16 protein-coding genes are annotated in these 18,803 nt (G+C 63.3%); 12 read left to right on the forward strand and 4 right to left on the reverse strand.

Annotation, left to right across the window (positions count from 1 at the left end; all coding sequences use genetic code 11):
* Window positions 1-177: 177 nt before the first annotated feature.
* The gene (gene ada / locus ABNT42_RS08470) at window positions 178-1,257 is read left to right on the forward strand and encodes a bifunctional DNA-binding transcriptional regulator/O6-methylguanine-DNA methyltransferase Ada (protein ID WP_348696236.1); all 1,080 of its coding nucleotides are present in this window, start codon (window positions 178-180) and stop codon (window positions 1,255-1,257) included.
* Window positions 1,254-2,147 carry a 2OG-Fe(II) oxygenase gene (locus ABNT42_RS08475; RefSeq protein WP_348696237.1) on the forward strand — a complete coding sequence of 298 codons (894 nt, stop codon included), beginning with the start codon at window positions 1,254-1,256 and terminating at the stop codon, window positions 2,145-2,147. The genes ada and ABNT42_RS08475 overlap by 4 nt, the downstream gene beginning before the upstream one ends.
* Here the strand turns inward: ABNT42_RS08475 and msbA are convergent.
* Window positions 2,132-3,958 carry a lipid A export permease/ATP-binding protein MsbA gene (msbA, locus tag ABNT42_RS08480; protein WP_348696238.1) on the reverse strand — a complete coding sequence of 609 codons (1,827 nt, stop codon included), beginning with the start codon at window positions 3,956-3,958 and terminating at the stop codon, window positions 2,132-2,134. The genes ABNT42_RS08475 and msbA overlap by 16 nt on opposite strands.
* 107 nt (window positions 3,959-4,065) lie before the next feature.
* On the opposite strand from msbA, the gene ABNT42_RS08485 reads away from it, so the two are divergent.
* The 8 genes from ABNT42_RS08485 (at window position 4,066) to ABNT42_RS08520 (ending at window position 15,995) form a co-directional block, all read left to right on the forward strand.
* Window positions 4,066-5,787, forward strand: coding sequence for an amidohydrolase family protein (locus ABNT42_RS08485; protein WP_348696239.1), 1,722 nt, complete (start codon window positions 4,066-4,068; stop codon window positions 5,785-5,787).
* A 170-nt stretch (window positions 5,788-5,957) separates the two neighbouring features.
* Window positions 5,958-7,661, forward strand: coding sequence for a urocanate hydratase (hutU, locus tag ABNT42_RS08490; protein ID WP_348696240.1), 1,704 nt, complete (start codon window positions 5,958-5,960; stop codon window positions 7,659-7,661).
* A gap of 20 nt (window positions 7,662-7,681) precedes the next feature.
* Window positions 7,682-9,235, forward strand: a complete 1,554-nt coding sequence (gene hutH, locus ABNT42_RS08495) for a histidine ammonia-lyase (RefSeq protein ID WP_348696241.1) — start codon at window positions 7,682-7,684, stop codon at window positions 9,233-9,235.
* A 13-nt stretch (window positions 9,236-9,248) separates the two neighbouring features.
* On the forward strand, window positions 9,249-10,037 hold the full coding sequence (gene hutG, locus ABNT42_RS08500) for an N-formylglutamate deformylase (RefSeq protein WP_348696242.1): 789 nt from the start codon (window positions 9,249-9,251) through the stop codon (window positions 10,035-10,037).
* Between the two features lie 11 nt (window positions 10,038-10,048).
* Window positions 10,049-11,434 carry a formimidoylglutamate deiminase gene (locus tag ABNT42_RS08505; RefSeq protein WP_348696243.1) on the forward strand — a complete coding sequence of 462 codons (1,386 nt, stop codon included), beginning with the start codon at window positions 10,049-10,051 and terminating at the stop codon, window positions 11,432-11,434.
* The gene (locus tag ABNT42_RS08510; protein ID WP_348696244.1) at window positions 11,431-12,006 is read left to right on the forward strand and encodes a HutD family protein; all 576 of its coding nucleotides are present in this window, start codon (window positions 11,431-11,433) and stop codon (window positions 12,004-12,006) included. The genes ABNT42_RS08505 and ABNT42_RS08510 overlap by 4 nt, the downstream gene beginning before the upstream one ends.
* Before the next feature lie 12 nt (window positions 12,007-12,018).
* A complete protein-coding gene (gene hutI, locus ABNT42_RS08515; protein ID WP_348696245.1) occupies window positions 12,019-13,242 on the forward strand; it encodes an imidazolonepropionase in 1,224 nt (407 codons plus the stop codon).
* 83 nt (window positions 13,243-13,325) lie between these two features.
* Window positions 13,326-15,995 carry a zinc-dependent metalloprotease gene (locus tag ABNT42_RS08520; RefSeq protein WP_348696246.1) on the forward strand — a complete coding sequence of 890 codons (2,670 nt, stop codon included), beginning with the start codon at window positions 13,326-13,328 and terminating at the stop codon, window positions 15,993-15,995.
* A 15-nt stretch (window positions 15,996-16,010) separates the two neighbouring features.
* On the opposite strand, the gene ABNT42_RS08525 is transcribed toward ABNT42_RS08520, so the two are convergent.
* Together ABNT42_RS08525 and ABNT42_RS08530 are read right to left on the reverse strand one after the other, a co-directional pair.
* Window positions 16,011-16,502, reverse strand: coding sequence for a GNAT family N-acetyltransferase (locus ABNT42_RS08525; RefSeq protein WP_348696247.1), 492 nt, complete (start codon window positions 16,500-16,502; stop codon window positions 16,011-16,013).
* A 3-nt stretch (window positions 16,503-16,505) separates the two neighbouring features.
* Entirely contained in the window at window positions 16,506-17,420 is a 915-nt protein-coding gene (locus ABNT42_RS08530; protein ID WP_348696248.1) for an EamA family transporter, read from the reverse strand.
* Between the two features lie 167 nt (window positions 17,421-17,587).
* On the opposite strand from ABNT42_RS08530, the gene ABNT42_RS08535 reads away from it, so the two are divergent.
* Window positions 17,588-17,725 carry a hypothetical protein gene (locus tag ABNT42_RS08535; protein ID WP_348696249.1) on the forward strand — a complete coding sequence of 46 codons (138 nt, stop codon included), beginning with the start codon at window positions 17,588-17,590 and terminating at the stop codon, window positions 17,723-17,725.
* On the opposite strand, the gene ABNT42_RS08540 is transcribed toward ABNT42_RS08535, so the two are convergent.
* Window positions 17,722-18,159 carry an Mpo1-like protein gene (locus ABNT42_RS08540; protein ID WP_348696493.1) on the reverse strand — a complete coding sequence of 146 codons (438 nt, stop codon included), beginning with the start codon at window positions 18,157-18,159 and terminating at the stop codon, window positions 17,722-17,724. The genes ABNT42_RS08535 and ABNT42_RS08540 overlap by 4 nt on opposite strands.
* Before the next feature lie 99 nt (window positions 18,160-18,258).
* Between ABNT42_RS08540 and ABNT42_RS08545 the strand changes: the two genes are divergently transcribed.
* Entirely contained in the window at window positions 18,259-18,801 is a 543-nt protein-coding gene (locus ABNT42_RS08545) for a DNA-deoxyinosine glycosylase (protein ID WP_348696250.1), read from the forward strand.
* The last annotated feature ends 2 nt before the right edge of the window (window positions 18,802-18,803 follow it).

Below are 18,803 nucleotides of genomic sequence, written 5' to 3' on the forward strand. Positions count from 1 at the left end.
TCCGAGGGGCGCCGGACTGGCGCGCTGCATTTAATTCTAGCATTGGCTGCTTGCCAGTTGAGCATCTTTGTGAATTTTTGTGGCAGCAGCGTACAATTCAAAAGCAAGCGCCGGAGTGTGACGCTGCGCGGCGCCGGATAAGCTGGTGACCTTCCTTATCCGAAGCAGGAGTCCAAGATGGGCAAAACAGCAAAGCACCGCAGCGCCGCCGGCTACCAGAGCGAGGCCGAGCGCTGGGCCGCCGTGCAGCAGCGCGACGGCGCGGCCGATGATATCTTCTGGTATTCCGTGCGCAGCACGGGCGTGTACTGCCGGCCGTCCTGCGCTGCCCGTCCCGCCTTGCGCCAGAATGTGGCCTTCCACGCCAGCCGTGAGGAAGCGGAGGCAGCCGGCTTCCGCCCCTGTATGCGCTGCAAGCCGGACCAGCCGCCGCTGGCCGAACGGCAGGCCGCGCTGGTGGCGCAGGCCTGCCGCCTGATCGAGCAGGCGGAGACCCCGCCCGAGTTGGATGCACTGGCCGCCGCCGTGGGGCTGTCGCGCTTCCACTTCCACCGCATGTTCAAAGCCGTTACCGGCATCACGCCCAAAGCCTATGCCAGCGCCCAGCGCGCGCGGCGGGTGCAGCAGGAGCTGGGCGCTGCCGCCAGCGTGACCGACGCCATGTACGCGGCGGGCTACAATTCCAGCGGGCGCTTCTACGCCCAGTCGCCCGCCGTGCTGGGCATGACGCCCGGTGCCTACCGCGCCGGTGGCCGTGGCAGCCAGATCCGCTTTGCCATTGCCCAGTGTTCGCTGGGGGCGATACTGGTGGCCAGCACAGAGCAGGGCATCTGCGCGATTCTGATCGACGATGATGCCGATTTTCTGCTGCGCGATCTGCAGGACCGTTTCCCTGCCGCGGAATTGCTGGGTGCCGACGCGGACTACGAGCAGGTGGTAGCGCGCGTGGTGGGCATGGTGGAGCAGCCCTCGCTGGGACTGGACTTGCCGCTCGATGTGCGCGGCACGGCTTTCCAGCAGCGCGTCTGGCAGGTGCTGCGCGAGATACCGGCGGGGCAGACCGTCAGCTATGCCGAACTGGCGCAGCGGGTGGGGCTGCCGCGCGGTGCCCGTGCCGTGGCCAGCGCCTGCGCCGCCAATGCGCTGGCGGTGGCGATACCTTGTCACCGCGTGGTGCGCAATGATGGCAGCATCTCCGGCTACCGCTGGGGTGTGGAGCGTAAAGCCCAGTTACTGGAACGGGAGGCACAGCAGTGAAAAATGGCGAACTGGATTTTGCCGCCGGTGCCGCGCCACGTGCGCCGCGCAAGGTGGTCCCCTTGAGCGTGGCGGCGGATGCGGCGCAACAAGAGCAGGCGCAGGGGGCGGCGCAGAATCAGGCTCAAGCTCAGGCGCAGAATCAGGCGCAGAATCAGGCGCGGCGTGGCGTGGGGGCGGCGGCCGGCATTGCCGTGCACGTGGCGGGGCTGGACTGGCAGACCATCGAAGACGAGCTGCTGGCGCATGGCTATGCCACTGTGCCCGGTATGCTGACAGCCGAGGAGTGCCGCGCCATGGCGGCACAGTACGCCCAGCCGGAACTGTTCCGCAGCCGCGTGGTGATGGCGCAGCACGGCTTCGGCAGCGGCGAATACCAGTATTTCCGCTATCCGCTGCCATCCATGGTGGTGGCGTTGCGCCAGTCGCTATATGGCCCGCTGGCGCAGATCGCCAATCGCTGGCATGAATTATTGGGCGTGGATAGCCGCTTCCCGGCCGAGCATACCGAGTTTCTGGCGCGCTGCCATGCGGCAGGCCAGCAGCGTCCTACGCCTTTGCTGCTGCAATATCAGGCGGGTGACTACAACTGTCTGCATCAGGATCTGTATGGCGAACATGTCTTCCCCTTACAGGCAGCGATTCTGCTGAGCGAGCCGGGGCGGGATTTTACGGGCGGGGAGCTGGTGCTGACGGAGCAGCGTCCCCGTATGCAGTCGCGGGTGGAGGTGGTGCCGTGGCAGCGCGGTGATCTGGTGATTTTCCCCGTCGATCAGCGTCCCGCACAAGGTGGGCGCGGAGTCTACCGCGTGCACATGCGGCATGGCGTGAGCCGGCTGCGCAGCGGCTGCCGGCACACGCTAGGCATCATTTTTCACGACGCGACCTGAACGCTTTTCTGGGTCTGGTACAAACGGGCGTAGATGCCGTTGTGGCCCAGTAGTTCGGCGTGACTGCCGACTTCGGCGATGCGGCCGCCGTCCAGCACCACGATGCGGTCGGCATTCTCGATGGTGGACAGGCGGTGCGCAATCACCACCGTGGTACGGCCCTGCATCAGCACTTCCAGTGCCGCCTGCACCAGCCGTTCCGATTCCGTATCCAGCGCGCTGGTGGCTTCGTCCAGTATCAGGATGGGCGCATTCTTGTACAGCGCGCGGGCAATCGCCAGACGCTGGCGCTGGCCGCCGGACAGGCGTAGCCCGTTTTCCCCTACCGAAGTCTGATAGCCCTCGGGCTGGCGGGCGATGAATTCGTGCGCATGGGCGGCCCGTGCCGCCGCCTCGATGCGCTGCTGCGACGGCGCCGGATCGCCATAGGCGATGTTGGCTGCCAGCGTGTCATTGAACAGCACCACATCCTGACTGACTAGCGCGATCTGGCTGCGCAGCGACGCCATGGTGTAGTCGCGCAGGTCGACGCCATCCAGCCGGATGCTGCCGCCGCTGACATCGTAGAAACGCGGCAGCAGGCCGGCCAGCGTGGTTTTGCCACTGCCGGAACTGCCCACCAGTGCCACCGTTTCACCGGCAGCGATATCGAGCGTGACGCCATCGAGTGCGGGTCTGGCATCGGCATCGCTGCCGTAACGGAAGCTGACCTGATCCAGTTGCAGATGGCCGGCGGCCCGTTCGATCTGGCGTGTGCCCTGATCGGCTTCCGCTTCCGTATCGATCAGACCGAACACGGATTCGGCCGCCGCCATGCCGCGCTGCATAGGCTCGTTGATCTTGGTGAGGTTTTTGATCGGCGACTGCATCGCCATCAGCGAGGACATGAAGGCCACGAACGCGCCGGGCGAGAGCGCACCGGCCTGCGCGCGCAGCAGGGCAAAGTAGATCACCGACGACAGGGTGATACCGATCAGCAGCATGATGATGCCAGAGTTGAGCGCCGAGGTGGCTGCGTGCTTGACGGCCAGTTGGCGGTTCAGCTTCACCACGCTGTCGAAACGCTGCTGTTCGTAGTGCTGGCCGCCGAAGATTTTCACCACGCGCTGGCCGCTGATGCTTTCATCCAGCACATTGGTCAGCTCGCCCATGGCGGCCTGCGCGCTCTTGCTCAGGTGGCGCATGCGCCGGCCGGCAAACGTCACGATGGCCGCTACCAGCGGCAGCAAACCAAGACAGAACAGTGCCAGCTGCCAGTCGATGATGAACAGCGTGGTCAGATAACCGATGGTGGCCACGCTGTCGCGCATGGCCACGTTGACCACCGTGATCACGGCTTGTGCCACCTGCGCCGCATCGAAAGCTACCCGCGACAAAGTTGTGCCGGTAGAGGACTGGTCGAAATAGCCGTTCGGCAGGCGCATGATGCGGGCGAACATGACTTCGCGCAGATTGGCTTGCACGCGGCTGCTCAGCCATGCGGCGCCATATTCGGCGGCAAAGCTGGACACCATGCGCATGATGGCCAGCGCCAGTATCACGGCGGGTATGGCCCACAGGGTAGCGTGGGCGGGATTTTGCGGCAGCAAGCGCCCCAGCCATGCCTGCATCTCGGCCAGCAGGCCGGTGGCGGGGCGGGCTGGCAGCAGGCTGTGGCTAGGGGCCAGCGCATCGACCACGTTCTGTAACTGGCGGATCAGCAATACGTCGGCGGCGGCAGCCAGAGCGACGGCGATCAGGGTCACGCCAGCGATCCACAGATAGGGGCGGAATTGCTGGAGCAGACGTAAATAGAGTAATCGGCTGGACACGGGTTGTGGTGAGAGAGCGGCGAATCCGACATTGTAACCAGAGTTTGATTGACCCCGGCCTAAACTTCGCTACACTCTGGTACTAGGTTCCGGAATGGAGAGTATCGATGCGCACTACCGTTTTCTCGCCCGCCCCTCTGGCGGGCGCCGTTCGTCAGGCTAGTACCATTACCCTGCTGGTTGCCGGCATGGTGGCAGGACTCGCCGCTGTCGCGCCACTGGCGCAGGCCGACACCATCATCGACCGCGCCAACGGCTATACGCTGACGGCCGACGGCACGCTGCAGCGTTTTACCTCGCTGGCCTTCGATGATCTGGGAAAAATCGTGGCGGTAGGTAGCGAAAAGGATACAGCGGCACGGCTGCCCAAGGCGGAGCACATCGATGCACAAGGCAAAACCCTGCTACCGGGCCTGATCGACGCGCACGGCCATGTGTTCGGGCTGGGCGAGATCGCCGCCGGCGTGGAACTGTTCAATGCCACCTCGGTGGGCGGTGCGGTACGCACGGTGGCCGAATTCGCCCGGGCCCATCCGCGCAAAGCGTGGGTGATAGGGCGCGGCTGGAATCAGGAAAACTGGAAACTGGGGCGCTTCCCTACGGCGGCCGAACTGGATGCGCAGGTCAATGACCGCCCCGTGCTGCTGCACCGCGTCGATGGCCATGCCATCTGGGTGAATACCAAGGCGCTGGAAATGGCGGGTGTGAGCCGCGAGACACCGGACCCGAAAGGCGGCAAGATCGAGCGCGACGCAGCCGGCAGGCCGACCGGCGTGCTGGTGGATGCGGCGATGGAACTGGTGGAGAAAGTGGTGCCGCTGGCGACGCCGGCCGAAGCACGCGCAATGCTCGATAACGCGCTGACGATACTGGCGAAAATGGGCCTGACCAGCGTTCACGATGCGGGCATCACGGTGGCGCAGGATGATTTGTACCGCGACTATGCCGACCATGGCAAGCTGACTACGCGCGTCTACGGCATGATAGGCGATACGGCGGCCGACTTCGATGAACTGGCCAAGGATGGCCCGCTGCATTCCTATGGCAACGACGTGTATGCGCTGGCATCCGTCAAACTGTATTCCGACGGGGCGCTGGGTAGCCGCGGCGCGGCGCTGCTGGCGCCGTACTCGGATATGCCTTCGACCAAGGGGCTGCTGTTCTACCCGCCGGCTGAAATGCTGGCCAAGATGAACAAGGCCATGAAGGCCGGCTATCAGGTGAATGTGCATGCCATCGGCGATGCCGGTAACCGCCAGATACTCGATGCCTATGCCCAGCTGATCCCTAAATATAACGCGGTGGGTCTGCGTCACCGCATCGAGCACGCGCAGGTGGTAACGCCGGAGGACATCCCCCGCTTCAAGACGCTGGGCGTGATCCCGTCCATGCAGCCTACCCATGCCACCTCCGACCAGAATATGGCCGAGCAGCGTGTGGGTTCCGAGCGCATCAAGGGCGCCTATGCATGGCGCACCTTCCTCGATCAGGGTTCGCGCATCGCCTGCGGTTCCGATTTCCCGGTCGAGTCGCCCAACCCGTTCGAGGGGCTGCATGCGGCCGTGACGCGGCAGAACAATGCGGGCCAGCCGGCCGGTGGCTGGTATAAGAATCAGGCCATGACGCTGACCGAAGCGCTGCGCTGCTTTACGCTCGATGCGGCCTATGCAGCCCATCAGGAAAGCGTGATCGGTTCGCTGGAACCGGGCAAATGGGCCGATTTCATCCTGATCGACCGCGACCTGTTCAAAGTGCCGCCTGAGCAGATCGGCAAGACGCAGGTGCTGCAGACGTGGATGGGTGGTAAGCGCGTGTACAAGCGCCAGTAGGGCGCAGCGCAGGCGGCTGGCCTGACCCTGAAAAATCGGTTGACTCGGTTGTATATACAACTTATGCTGTGACGAAGCGCTGGTTTTGCTCGTCTGTACCTGCCTGATTTTTGTGCAGAGCGTATGGATGCAGCAGTTGCCAGCCCCCACTCAACCGAACAGGAGCCAGCATGACCAGCCATTTAGACAGCGATCCACGCTTTGACGCCAGCCGCGAAATTCGCGCCCCGCGCGGTGCCGAGCGCACCTGCAAGAACTGGGGTGCCGAAGCGGCCTACCGCATGATCCAGAATAATCTGGACGCGGAAGTGGCGGAAAATCCTAAACATCTGGTGGTGTATGGCGGCATAGGCCGCGCCGCCCGCAACTGGGCCTGCTACGACCAGATTCTGGCTTCGCTGCGCGAACTGGAAGATAACCAGACCTTGCTGATCCAGTCGGGCAAACCGGTGGGCGTATTCCAGACCCACGAAGACGCGCCGCGCGTGCTGATCGCCAATTCCAATCTGGTGCCGAAATGGGCTAACTGGGAACACTTCAACGAACTCGATCGCAAGGGCCTGTTCATGTACGGCCAGATGACGGCCGGTAGCTGGATCTACATCGGCACGCAGGGCATCGTGCAGGGCACTTTCGAAACCTTTGCCGAAGCAGGGCGCCAGCATTTCGGCGGCGACCTGAAAGGCCGCTGGGTTCTGACCGCCGGTCTGGGCGGCATGGGTGGCGCACAGCCGCTGGCTGCCACCATGGCCGGTGCCGTTTCGCTGAATATCGAGTGCCAGCAGAGCAGCATCGATTTCCGTCTGCGTACCCGTTATCTGGACAAGCAGGCCGCGAATATCGACGAGGCGCTGGAACTGGTGCGCCAGCACAAAGCCAATGGCGATGCGATTTCCATCGGCCTGCTGGGCAATGCGGCCGACGTGCTGCCGGAACTGGTGCGCCGCGCCCGCGCGCAGGGGCTGGTGCCGGATGTGGTGACTGACCAGACTTCCGCCCACGATCTGATCAACGGCTATCTGCCGCAGGGCTGGACGGTGGAACAGTGGAAGGCTGCGCAGCAGGACGCCAGCCGCCACGCCGAACTGAAAGCTGCGGCTGCTGCATCGTGCGCCGTGCACGTGCAGGCCATGCTGGACTTCCAGACGCTGGGCGCCAAGGTGGTCGACTACGGTAACAACATCCGTCAGGTGGCGTTCGATCAGGGTGTGCAGAACGCCTTCGATTTCCCCGGTTTTGTTCCGGCCTATATCCGCCCGCAGTTCTGCGAAGGCCGTGGCCCGTTCCGCTGGGTGGCGCTGTCCGGCGATCCGGAAGATATCTACAAGACTGACGCCAAAATCAAGGAACTGTTCCCGCACCACGCGCAGGTACACCGCTGGCTGGACATGGCGCGCGAACGCATCGCCTTCCAGGGGCTGCCGGCACGGATCTGCTGGCTGGGTCTGGGCGAGCGCCATATCGCCGGTCTGGCTTTCAATGAAATGGTGCGCAACGGCGAACTGAAGGCGCCGGTGGTGATCGGCCGCGACCACCTCGACACGGGTTCCGTGGCCAGCCCTAACCGTGAAACGGAAAGCATGAAAGATGGCACGGATGCCGTGTCCGACTGGCCGCTGCTGAATGCGCTGTTGAATACTGCTGGTGGCGCCACGTGGGTGTCGCTGCACCATGGTGGCGGCGTGGGCATGGGCTATTCGCAGCACTCCGGCGTGGTGATCGTGGCCGACGGCACGGATGCTGCTGCCAAGCGCCTCGCGCGCGTGCTGGTCAACGATAGCGGCACGGGCGTGATGCGCCATGCCGACGCTGGCTACGAGACGGCTATCGCCTGCGCCAAGCGCAATGGCCTGAACCTGCCGATGATTCCTTAAGAACCGAACCGGATACCGAAATGACTCACACTGTAACTGCTCTGACTCTGAAACCGGGCGCACTGACGCTCGACGAACTGCGTGCCGTCTGGCGTGCTGCCGGCCCGCTGTCGCTGGCGGCGGAAGCCTATCCTGTCATCGAAGCTTCGGCGGCGGCCGTGCAGGCCATCGTCGCCAAAGGCGATGCGGCATATGGCATCAATACCGGCTTTGGCCTGCTGGCCAAGACCCGCATTCCGGACGATAAGCTGGAACAACTGCAGCGTAACCTGATCCTGTCGCACTCGGTGGGCACGGGCGAGCTGATGTCGGATGCTGTCTGCCGCCTGATCATGCTGATGAAGATCGGCAGTCTGGCGCGCGGCTTCTCCGGCGTGCGCCCGCTGATCATCGATACGCTGATCGCGCTGTACAACGCCGGCATCATGCCGGCCATTCCGGCCAAGGGTTCGGTCGGCGCTTCGGGCGATCTGGCGCCACTGTCGCACATGACGCTGGCCATGCTGGGCGTGGGCGAAGTGCGCGTGAACGGTCAGCTGATGCAGGCAATCGATGCGCTTAAAGCGGCTAACATCGCGCCGGTAGTGCTGGCGGCCAAAGAAGGTCTGGCGCTGATCAATGGCACGCAGGTTTCCACCGCGCTGGCGCTGCACGGTCTGTTCATGGCCGAGCGTCTGCTGGAAGCAGGCATGGTAACGGGTGCGCTGTCGCTGGATGCGGCCAAAGGTTCGGATTCGCCGTTCGACGCCCGCGTGCACGAAGTGCGCGGCCAGCCGGGCCAGATCGCTGCTGCGGCCATCTACCGCGAACTGGTCAGCAATAGCGCCATCCGCGCCTCCCATCTGGTGGGCGACGAACGCGTGCAGGACCCGTACTGCCTGCGCTGCCAGCCGCAAGTGATGGGCGCCTGCCACGACATCATCGCCAATGCTTCGCGCACGCTGCTGATCGAAGCCAATGCCGTGACCGACAATCCGCTGCTGTTCAAGGATGGCGAGCTGTCGGTAGTGGTTTCGGGTGGTAACTTCCATGCCGAGCCGGTGGCGTTTGCAGCCGATACGCTGGCGCTGGCCATCGCCGAAATCGGCAGCATTTCCGAGCGCCGTATCGCGTTGCTGATTGATGCAACCTTGTCCGGTCTGCCGCCATTCCTCGTGCGCGAGCCGGGTGTGAATTCGGGATTCATGATTGCCCACGTGACGGCGGCCGCGCTGGCCTCCGAAAACAAATCGATGGCGCACCCAGGCAGCGTGGATACCATCCCCACGTCGGCCAATCAGGAAGACCACGTCAGCATGGCCACCTACGCGGCGCGCCGTCTGGACGACATGGCCCACAATACCGCCGTGATCCTCGGCATTGAACTGCTGGCTGGTGCACAGGGTATCGATTTCCACCGTCCGCTTAAGACCTCGCCGCAACTGGAGCACGTGCATGCGCAACTGCGTAGCCGCGTGCCGTTCTTCGACGCTGACCGATTCTTTGCACCCGATATCGAAGCGGCCAAAGGCATGGTGTTGCGCGGTGATCTGAGTGCGTCGTGCAAATCGCTGTTCGCAGCGCTGGGCCACTAACAGGGGAGGCGGCATGGACTTCCGTTTCAATGCAGGCAGCATACCCTTGCTGGTGTCCATGCCGCACGTGGGCACCGATATTCCCGACGAGATCACGGCGCAGATGACGCCGGCCGGTGCCGACCGTCAGGACACCGACTGGCATCTGGTCAAGCTCTACGAATTCCTCGGCGAGATGGGGGCGTCGACACTGTCGGCGCGCTGGTCGCGCTATGTGATCGATCTGAACCGGCCACCGGAAGACAGCAATCTGTATCCGGGGCAGGACACCACGGGCTTGTGCCCCGTCGATACCTTCCACCGCGAGCCGCTGTACCGCGACGGCTGCCTGCCGGATCAGGCGGAAGTGCAGCGCCGTCTGGCCGCCTACTGGCAGCCCTACCATGCGCAACTGCGCAGCGAACTGGATAGGCTGCTGGCGCTGCATGGCCGCGTGGTGCTGTGGGATGCCCACTCCATCGCTTCCATTGTGCCGCGCTTCTTCGAGGGCAAGCTGCCGGATCTGAATTTCGGCACGGCCGATGGCAAAAGCTGCGCGCAGGGTCTGTCCGATGCGGTGGTAGCGCAGGCGTTGGCGCAGGAACACTACAGCATCGCCGTGAACGGCCGCTTCAAAGGTGGCCATATCACGCGTCACTATGGCCGTCCGGCGTCGAATGTGCACGCGATCCAGCTGGAGATGTGCCAGTCCACTTATATGGACGAACAGGCGCCGTATGGCTACCGCGCCGATCTGGCCGCACAGGTACAGGGCGTGCTGCGCTCCATGCTGCAGGCGGCCGCTGACTGGAGCCGCGCATGAGCGGGGTGAGTATGCAACGCAATCAGCTGTTTGCCCGTCACGCACTACTGCCGCAAGGCTGGTGCAACGATGTGCTGATCGCATGGGATGCGGCGGGCACCATCACGGCGATTACGCCCGATGCCGCCGCTGCTGCAGCCGTGGCAGACGGCTCGGTGTCCGTGGTGAGCTATGTCCTGCCCGGCATGATCAATCTGCATTCGCACAGCTTCCAGCGCGCGCTAGGCGGCCGTACGGAAAAAGCCGGGCCGGGGCGCGACAGCTTCTGGACGTGGCGCGAACTGATGTACCGCTTTGCCCGCAATATCACGCCTGAACAGATGGAAGCCATCGCGGCGCAGCTATTCGTCGAATGTCTGCGTCACGGCTACACTTCGCTGTGCGAATTCCACTATGTGCAGCGTGCACCGGACGGCAGCATGTATGCGCAGCCAGCGGAAACAGCGCAGCGCGTGATTGCCGGTGCGCGGCTGGCCGGCATAGGCATGACCATGCTGCCCGTGTTGTACAGCTATTCCGGTTTTGGCGAGAGCCCCTTGAAACCCGAGCAGCAGCGCTTCCGCACCGATGCCGCCGATGTGCTGCGCATTATCGAAGCGCTGGAACCGCTGCGCGACGCCCAGACGGAAGTTGGGGTGGCGCCCCATTCGCTGCGCGCTGCCACGGCGCAGCAGATCAATACCGTGCTGGCGGCCTTGCCTGCCAGCCGTCCCGTTCATATCCACATCGCCGAGCAGATGGCCGAAGTACAGCAGGCGCTGGACTGGTGCGGCCGCCGTCCTGTGCAGCATCTGTATGATCAGGTGGAGGTCGATCAGCGCTGGTGCCTGATCCACGCCACCCATCTGGTGCAGGATGAAGTGCAGAGCATGGCGCGCAGTGGCGCCGTGGCCGGCCTGTGCCCCACCACGGAAGCCAATCTGGGCGACGGCCTGTTCCCGCTGGAAGAATTCCTGTCGCTGGGTGGGCGCTTCGGCGTGGGCAGCGATTCGCATATTTCGCAAAGCGCCGTGGAAGAACTGCGCTGGCTCGAATATGGCCAGCGTTTGCAGCAGCAACGGCGTAATATTGCAGTATCGGACAGTGAGCGCAACGTGGGCGACTTCCTCTGGCAGCGTGCCCTGCAGGGCGGCGCACAGGCCAGTGGCCGCCCGGTGGGCACGCTGGAAGTAGGGCGTCGCGCCGATCTGGTGGTGCCGGACGAGGATCATCCGAATCTGCACGCGCTGGCGCTCGATGAAGTGCTGGGCAGCTTTATCTTCAGCGGCAACGACAATCTGGTGCGCGATGTAATGGTTGGCGGACGCTGGCTGGTGCAGCGTGGCCAGCACGTGGCGCAGCAGGAGATCGCGGCGCGCTTCAAACAGACTTTGACTGAACTGCGGGAGTTACGATGAGCCAGCTTATCCAGTATGCCAGCCTGCGTCCCACGCCATGGAAGAACGGTGGCGGCAGTACCACCGAAATACTGGTGTCGCCTGCCGGTGCCGGCTTCGATAGTTTCGACTGGCGCATCAGCCTTGCGACGATTTCCGAGAGCGGCCCGTTCTCCGTGTTTGCCGGCATAGACCGCACGCTGGCGCTGGTGGATGGCGATGGTGTATTGCTGGACTTCGGCGACGAACGTTTTGTGCTCAGTCCCAGCGATCCCGTGATCGAATTCGATGGCGACGCGGCCGTGCATGCCACCGTGGCCGGCGATGTGACCACGGATTTCAACGTGATGACGCGGCGCGGCGCCTGCCGCCACCGGCTGGAATTGCAGGTGGTGCGTGGCAGCCAGCCACTCAAGCGGCGCGCTGCCACGACGCTGCTGTTCCTCGCCGATGGCGAAGGGCTGACAGTGAGCAGCGAGTGCGAACGCGTCGCCATGGTGCGCTACGACCTGCTGGTGCTGGAAGACGGGCAGGATTGGCACATGGACGCGGCGCAAGCCACGGTATTCGTGGTCGATATCATCAATCACTAGGAAGCTGTAACGATGTGGGATGTGTTGTTTACCAATGTGCATCTGGCCACCATGGTCGATGGCTATGGCGAAGTGCGGGATGGGGCAATCGCTGTCAGGGATGGCCGCATCGCATGGCTGGGGCCTATGGAGCAACTGCCGGCGGACGGGCAGGCCGCGCGCGTGCATGATGGCGCAGGCTGCTGGCTGACGCCGGGCCTGATCGACTGCCATACCCACATCGTCCACGCCGGCAACCGTAGCGACGAATTCGAAGCGCGCCTGAACGGCGCCACTTACGAGGATATTGCCCGTGCCGGTGGCGGCATCATGTCCACCGTACGCGCCACCCGTGCCGCCAGCGAGGACGAACTGCTGCAGGCCAGCCTGCCGCGCGTGCGCAGCTTACTGGCGGAAGGCGTGACGACGCTGGAAATCAAATCCGGCTATGGCCTGACGCAGGTCTCCGAAGCGGCCATGCTGCGCGTGGCGCGCCGCATCGGGCGCGAACTGCCGGTTGATGTGGCGACGACCTTCCTTGGCGCCCATGCCGTGCCGCCCGAGTTTGCCGGCCGCGCCGACGATTACGTCGATGCCGTATGCGCCATGATGGCGCCGCTGGCCGCAGAAGGGCTGATCGATGCAGTCGATGCCTTCTGCGAGCGCATAGGCTTTACGCCGGCCCAGACGGAGCGCGTGTTCGCGGCTGCCAAGGCACTGGGCCTGCCCGTCAAACTGCATGCCGAGCAGCTGTCCGATCAGGCCGGCGCAGCGTTGGTAGCGCGCTATCAGGGGCTGTCGGCCGACCACCTTGAGCATCTGAGCGCCAGCGGCATCGCTGCCATGGCGGCTGCCGGTACGGTAGCCGTGCTACTGCCCGGGGCCTACTACTTCCTGCGCGATACCACGCCGCCACCGGTGGCGGCACTGCGCGAGGCCGGTGTGGCCATGGCTGTGGCGACGGACTGCAATCCCGGCACCTCGCCCATGACCTCGCTGCTGCTGGCCATGAATATGGTGTGCACCCTGTGGCGTCTGACGCCGCTGGAAGCGCTGGCCGGCTGCACCCGCCATGCCGCGCGTGCGCTTGGGCGGCAGGATCGCATCGGCACGCTGGAAGTCGGCAAGCAGGCTGATTTCGCGCTGTGGCGCATCGCCCGTCCTGCCGACCTGTCGTATGCTATCGGCCATAACCCCTGCTGCGGCGTGGTGCAGCGCGGGGTGTTGCGCCAAGTGTTGTCTGGCGCGCCGATTTAGAGGGTAGCCTCGGCAAATTTTACGGAATAGCACGGGCGATCGGTTACAGTATGCGATGCTCGTTCTAACGTAACAGGAAGCCCATGTTTGTCGTGAATTCCCTCCGCGCGGCCGTTTTGCTGACGCTGAGCGCCACTGCGCTGGCGCAGGAACCCGTTCATCCGCAACCGGCGCCCGCGCCGCATGTGCCGGAAGTGCAGGTAGCCCCTGCCGTTGCTGCAACGACGCCCGCCACGCCGAGTGCTGCGCCGGTCGTTCTGCCTACGCCACCCGGTGCGCGTCCTTTTGCCGAGATTGTGCGCGGTGCCGCCCATGTAGCGGGTTTTCTGGGGCTGTATCAGAAAGAGGAAAAAGTCTGGATCGAACTGCGTCCCGACCAGTTCGACCGCCCTATGTTCATGTCGGTAAATACGCCTAACGGCATCGGCGAGCGTGGCATCTACGGTGGCCAGATGGGCATGAGTCAGGTGGTAGTGTTCCACCGGGTGGGACCACTGGTGCAGCTTATCGCTAAGAATACGCGCTATGGCGCCAAGGCCGGTACGCCGCAGGCACTGGCGGTGGCGCAGGCTTATTCGGACAGCCTGCTGGCGATTGCGCCCGTCATCAGCGGCCCGCAGGCGCAGAATGGTGCCATACTGATCGACGCCAGTACCCTGCTGTTCGGCGACATGGCGGGGTATGGTACGCGGCTGGAAACGGCTTTCCGCCTGCCGTATGCGGTGGATGCGCGCAACAGCAGTTTCCAGAGTGTGCGTTCGGATGACAGCATGACCGGTCTGCAGGTGCAGGCGCATTACTTTGTCCCGCGCCTGCCTGCAGCACCGGCAACGGCCGCCGCAGCGGCATCAGCGCAGGCGAGCGGCTATGCCCCGCCGACCACGCTGCCCGATGCGCGTAGCCTGTTCCTCGGTTTCTATTACAACTTCATGCCACTGCCCGCCCAGCCTATGGCGGGCCGGCCGGCCGATGAACGCATCGGCCATTTCGTGCGCACCGCGCATGATTTTTCCGACGATGTGACGCCGACGACGGCGGTGCATCTGGTGGAGCGCTGGCGTTTAGAAAAGCTGGACCCTGCGCTGCCACTGTCGGCGCCAAAACAGCCCATCGTCTACTGGATCGATGCGAATGTGCCGCACAAGTACCGCGAGTCGGTGAAGCAGGGCGTGCTGGCATGGAATGCGGCGTTCGAGCGTATCGGCTTCAAGGATGCCATCGTGGTCAAGCAGCAAAGCGAAACCGACCGTTTCGACACCCTGGATGCGCGCCACGCTTCGGTGCGCTGGTTCTTTGGTAACGATGTGGGGTTCTCGCTAGGCCCCCGTCAGGTGGATCCGCGCAGCGGCGAAATTCTCGATGCCGACATTGCTGTTTCCGATGTGTTTGCCCGTGGTGCACGGCGCCAGATCGCCAGCGATGCGTTGGCCGCGGCGGATGACCGTTGCCAGTATCAGGATGGCGTGACGACGGAACTGGAATTTGCCATGGGCCTGCTGTCCACGCGCAGCGAAACGGATATGGCCGGCCCCGAAGCGGAAGCGCTGGCGCAAGCCTATGTGCGCGCCGTGGTGATGCATGAAATCGGCCACACGCTGGGCCTGCGCCACAACTTCCGCGCTTCCACCGTGTATAGCCTGAAGCAGTTGCAGGATGCGGAGTTCACCCGGAAGCATGGCATGGCCGGCTCGGTCATGGACTACACGCCGTTCAATCTGGCGCTCAAGGGCGAAACGCAGGGCGAGTATGTACCGTCGGCACTGGGGCCGTACGATTACTGGGCCATCGAATACGCCTACAAGCCTATCGAGGCGGCGCAGGAAAAAGAGGAGCTGGCACGCATCGCGGCCCGTTCGGGTGAGCCGGAACTGGCCTTTGGTTCCGATCTGGAAGCGGGAGGTTTCAATACCGATCCTGCCGTGAATTCCTATGATCTGGGTAGCGATCCGCTGGCCTATGTGCAGCGCCGGCTGGCCATGTCGCGCGAACTGTGGGACCGGCTGGAACGGCGCACGCTGAAACCGGGCGAGAGTTTCGACAGTCTGCGGCGCGGCTTCGAGAACGGCTATCAGCAATATGCGCGCACCCTGCCGCTGGCAGTCAAATACATCGGTGGCGTCAGCTATGTGCATGACCATGCCGGCACCGGACGGGCAGCTTTTACGCCGGTGTCGCTAGCGCGCCAGCGCGCTGCGCTGCAGCTGATTACGGGAAGCTTGTTCAAGGCTGACAGCCTGCATTTCTCGCCCGCACTGGTGAGCCGCTTGACGCCCGAGCCGTTCGAGATGACGGCACGGCCGGATGTGTCGGTGGGCGCGCGCGTGCTGGCTTTGCAGACGGCAGCGCTGGATCAGTTGATGGCGGATGCAGTGGCCACGCGCCTGATTGATTCGCAGGAGAAGCTTACCGACAAGCGGCAGGTACTGAGTCTGGATGAACTGTATGGCAGCCTGCAGGGCGCCATCTGGAGCGAACTCAAATCGGGCAAGGAGATTACGCCGGCGCGGCGCAATCTGCAGCGTGAACATCTGAAGCGGCTGTGTGCGGGACTGCTGCGCAATCCCACCCCCACGCTGGCCGATGCGCGCAGCCTGCAGCGCCAGTATGCGCTGCAGTTACAGCGTGAACTGCGTGCGGCGCAGGGGCGCTCTAACGGCAGCAAAGCTAGCCGCGAAGTGCAGGCCCATCTGGCCGAAGCTTACGAAACTCTGAGCCAGACGCTGAAAGCGCCGCTGCTGCGCAGCGGCACCTGAAAGCACAATAGCGGCCTAGCTGCCGGACGACATATGAGTCAGCGCATTGCCCGTCACGCGGCAGATGCGCCAGTCGGGCAGCAGGTCGGCGCCCATGCCCTCGTAGAATTTGATGGCGTTGGCATTCCAGTCCAGCACCGACCACTCGAAGCGGCCGCAATCGCGTTCCACCGCCAGCTTGGCCAGCGCCACCAGCATCTGCTTGCCGTAGCCATGGCCTCGGCGCGCCTGCTTGACGTACAGGTCTTCCAGATACAGCCCTTTCTTGCACAGGAAGGTGGAGAAGTTGTGGAAGAACAGGGCAAAGGTCACCACTTCGCCTTCCGTTTCGCCTACGATGGCTTCACATACTGGCTTTGCGCAGAACAGGCTATCGTGCAGCATGGCGGGCGTGGCCACCACCATGTGTTCGAGTTTCTCGAACACGGCCAGTTCGTAGATCATGCCGAAGATGGCTTCAACGTCGGCCGGCGTGGCCGGGCGGATAGTCAGATTGCTAGTGGTCATAGTTCAGTCCGTACTGGTGGATGGAGAGGGGCTATCGGATTTCAAGGCCCAGGCTACGCTGGAAATACACAGGATCATGCCCAGCCATTCGAGCGGGCCGGGACGGTAGTGTTCTAGCTGGATCGACAGCAGTACCGAGATCACCGGCGTTACCACGCCGATGTACACGGCCTTGTGCGAGCCGATGCGGTGGATCAGGGTGAAGTAGGCGGCAAACGCGATCACCGAACCGAATAGCGACAGATATAGCAGGCCGCCCCAGTAAGGCAGGCCATGGGGCAGGCGGAACGACTGACCGCTGGCCAGTACCCACAGCGCTACCAGCAGGCTGCCCCAGAGCATGGACCACGCCATGGTCAGCAGCACATTGGGCGACTGTTCGCGCACTTTGATGACCACCACATTGCCGACCGAACTGGCGATGGTGGCGGTCAGCGCCAGTACCAGCCCCAGCAGGAAGTGGCCGTTGCCGCCCGAACGGATTTCCGCCCAAGCGTCACCAATCGACTGATAGAACAGCAGGCTGACACCGGCAATTGCCACGGCACCGGCGCTCCACGTGCGCCAGCTTAGCGGTGTGCCGAAAAACATGCGGTTGAGAATGGGATTCCAGAACACCATCAGGGCGAACAGCACGGCTACCAGACCGGATACCAGATACTGTTCCGAGGTGTAGGTGCAGATATAGCTGATGCCGAACGTGGCGCAGCCTTGCAGCAGCATCCAGCGCTGCACTCGCCATGGCATGCGCAGGCGGTCGCCGCGCACCAGACACCAGGCGAACAGCACGGCCGCCGACAGGGCAAAACGGTACACCACGGAGACGGCTGGCGGAACCTCGCCCAGTTGCAGGGTGATGGCAAAGAAGGTGGAGCCCCAGATCAGGCAGGCAATCAGAAACAGGATAGGAGAGGACATCGGACGAGTATAGCGGTGGGCGGCGGTGCTTGCCTAGCGGATAAATTTTGTTGCGACGCAACAGAAAATGTCTCTACTGAGCCTAAATTTGTATCATTGCGTAAAAAATGAGCAATTTGTAGAAAATGCAAGTATGATGGAATGACACATCATCGAAGGAGGGCGCCATGAGTACCGCGCTACAGATCAAAGTTGTCGGCCTACTGGGCTATGTTGCAGTCAGCACCGCACTGGTGCTGATGCTGCCGGACGACGATGTGCACAGTGCAGCGCAAACCCTGTTTGCGCTGGCCAGTCTACGCTAGTAGGCCAGCCGCAAGCGGCGGTACAGGAAGCCCAGCACGAACAGCGGGCCAATCAGCAAAAAGCGCAGATCATCAAAGAAGGAAGGTTTTTTACCTTCGATCTTGTGGCCGATGAACTGGCCTATCCACGCCAGCACAAACACACTTAGGCAAACGGACAGAATCTGGTTTTGCGGCAAGACCGCGAGAATGGTCAGCATGCTGCCCGACATCAGCAGCATCCCCAGTGCAAACGGGCGCGACAGCTTGAAGTAATAAGCCAGCGCGGCCACCACCACCCCTGCGGCCAGCAGCGGGTGCATTGCCCACAGCAGTCCCAGCAGGGTAAATACGATGGTGGGCACACAGACGATGTGTATCCATTCATTGGTGGGATGCAAGTGGCTGGCGCTGTATTGCTCCAGCAGCACGTCGATGGTGCGGGTCGATGGCATGGCAGTCTCCGTGGTAGTCGTCATACTTTTTAGTACGATCGTGCGATGAATTCTACACGCAGTCTGCGGCTATGGCGCAGCTTGCGTAGAATGCCGGCTATGGATACCACACTTGATTCGGCCAGCACGGCCGTGGATGTAGATGCAAGCGACGGGCAACGCCAGCGCTGCTTCCCGCCCGTGGTGGACGCGCATACCAGCGTGCTGATACTGGGCAGCCTGCCCGGCGTGCAATCGCTGGCCAAAGCGCAGTATTACGGTAACCGCCAGAATGCCTTCTGGCGCCTGATGTCGGCCGTGCTGGCCACGGATCTGGTGGGGCTGGACTATGCCGCGCGGCTGCAGACTTTGCTGGCGCACGGCTTTGGCCTGTGGGATGTGGTGGCCGAAGCGCAGCGTGCGGGTAGCCTCGATAGCGCCATCCGTCAGCGCGATGATAACGACCTGCTGGCGCTACTGGCGCGCTTTCCCACCATACGCACGATAGGCTTCAATGGCGGTACGGCAGCGCGGCTGGGCCTGAAGATACTGGGCGAGCGCGCAGCACACTACCGTATCGTTGAGCTGCCATCCAGCAGCCCTGCCTATACTTTGCCTTACAACGAAAAGCTGCTGCAATGGCAGAAACTGGGGCAGGCCTGACT

It is taken from the genome of Duganella fentianensis (assembly GCF_964031615.1).
Classification (GTDB): domain Bacteria; phylum Pseudomonadota; class Gammaproteobacteria; order Burkholderiales; family Burkholderiaceae_D; genus Rugamonas; species Rugamonas fentianensis_A.

Bases quoted from the DNA above. Each gene is read 5' to 3' on its own strand.
- ada (WP_348696236.1), top strand. From the start codon at position 178: ATGGGCAAAACAGCAAAGCACCGCAGCGCCGCCGGCTACCAGAGCGAG.
- ABNT42_RS08485 (WP_348696239.1), top strand. From the start codon at position 4,066: ATGCGCACTACCGTTTTCTCGCCCGCCCCTCTGGCGGGCGCCGTTCGT.
- hutU (WP_348696240.1), top strand. From the start codon at position 5,958: ATGACCAGCCATTTAGACAGCGATCCACGCTTTGACGCCAGCCGCGAA.
- hutH (WP_348696241.1), top strand. From the start codon at position 7,682: ATGACTCACACTGTAACTGCTCTGACTCTGAAACCGGGCGCACTGACG.
- hutG (WP_348696242.1), top strand. From the start codon at position 9,249: ATGGACTTCCGTTTCAATGCAGGCAGCATACCCTTGCTGGTGTCCATG.
- ABNT42_RS08505 (WP_348696243.1), top strand. From the start codon at position 10,049: ATGCAACGCAATCAGCTGTTTGCCCGTCACGCACTACTGCCGCAAGGC.
- ABNT42_RS08510 (WP_348696244.1), top strand. From the start codon at position 11,431: ATGAGCCAGCTTATCCAGTATGCCAGCCTGCGTCCCACGCCATGGAAG.
- hutI (WP_348696245.1), top strand. From the start codon at position 12,019: ATGTGGGATGTGTTGTTTACCAATGTGCATCTGGCCACCATGGTCGAT.
- ABNT42_RS08520 (WP_348696246.1), top strand. From the start codon at position 13,326: ATGTTTGTCGTGAATTCCCTCCGCGCGGCCGTTTTGCTGACGCTGAGC.
- ABNT42_RS08525 (WP_348696247.1), bottom strand. From the start codon at position 16,502: ATGACCACTAGCAATCTGACTATCCGCCCGGCCACGCCGGCCGACGTT.
- ABNT42_RS08530 (WP_348696248.1), bottom strand. From the start codon at position 17,420: ATGTCCTCTCCTATCCTGTTTCTGATTGCCTGCCTGATCTGGGGCTCC.
- ABNT42_RS08535 (WP_348696249.1), top strand. From the start codon at position 17,588: ATGAGTACCGCGCTACAGATCAAAGTTGTCGGCCTACTGGGCTATGTT.
- ABNT42_RS08540 (WP_348696493.1), bottom strand. From the start codon at position 18,159: ATGCCATCGACCCGCACCATCGACGTGCTGCTGGAGCAATACAGCGCC.
- ABNT42_RS08545 (WP_348696250.1), top strand. From the start codon at position 18,259: ATGGATACCACACTTGATTCGGCCAGCACGGCCGTGGATGTAGATGCA.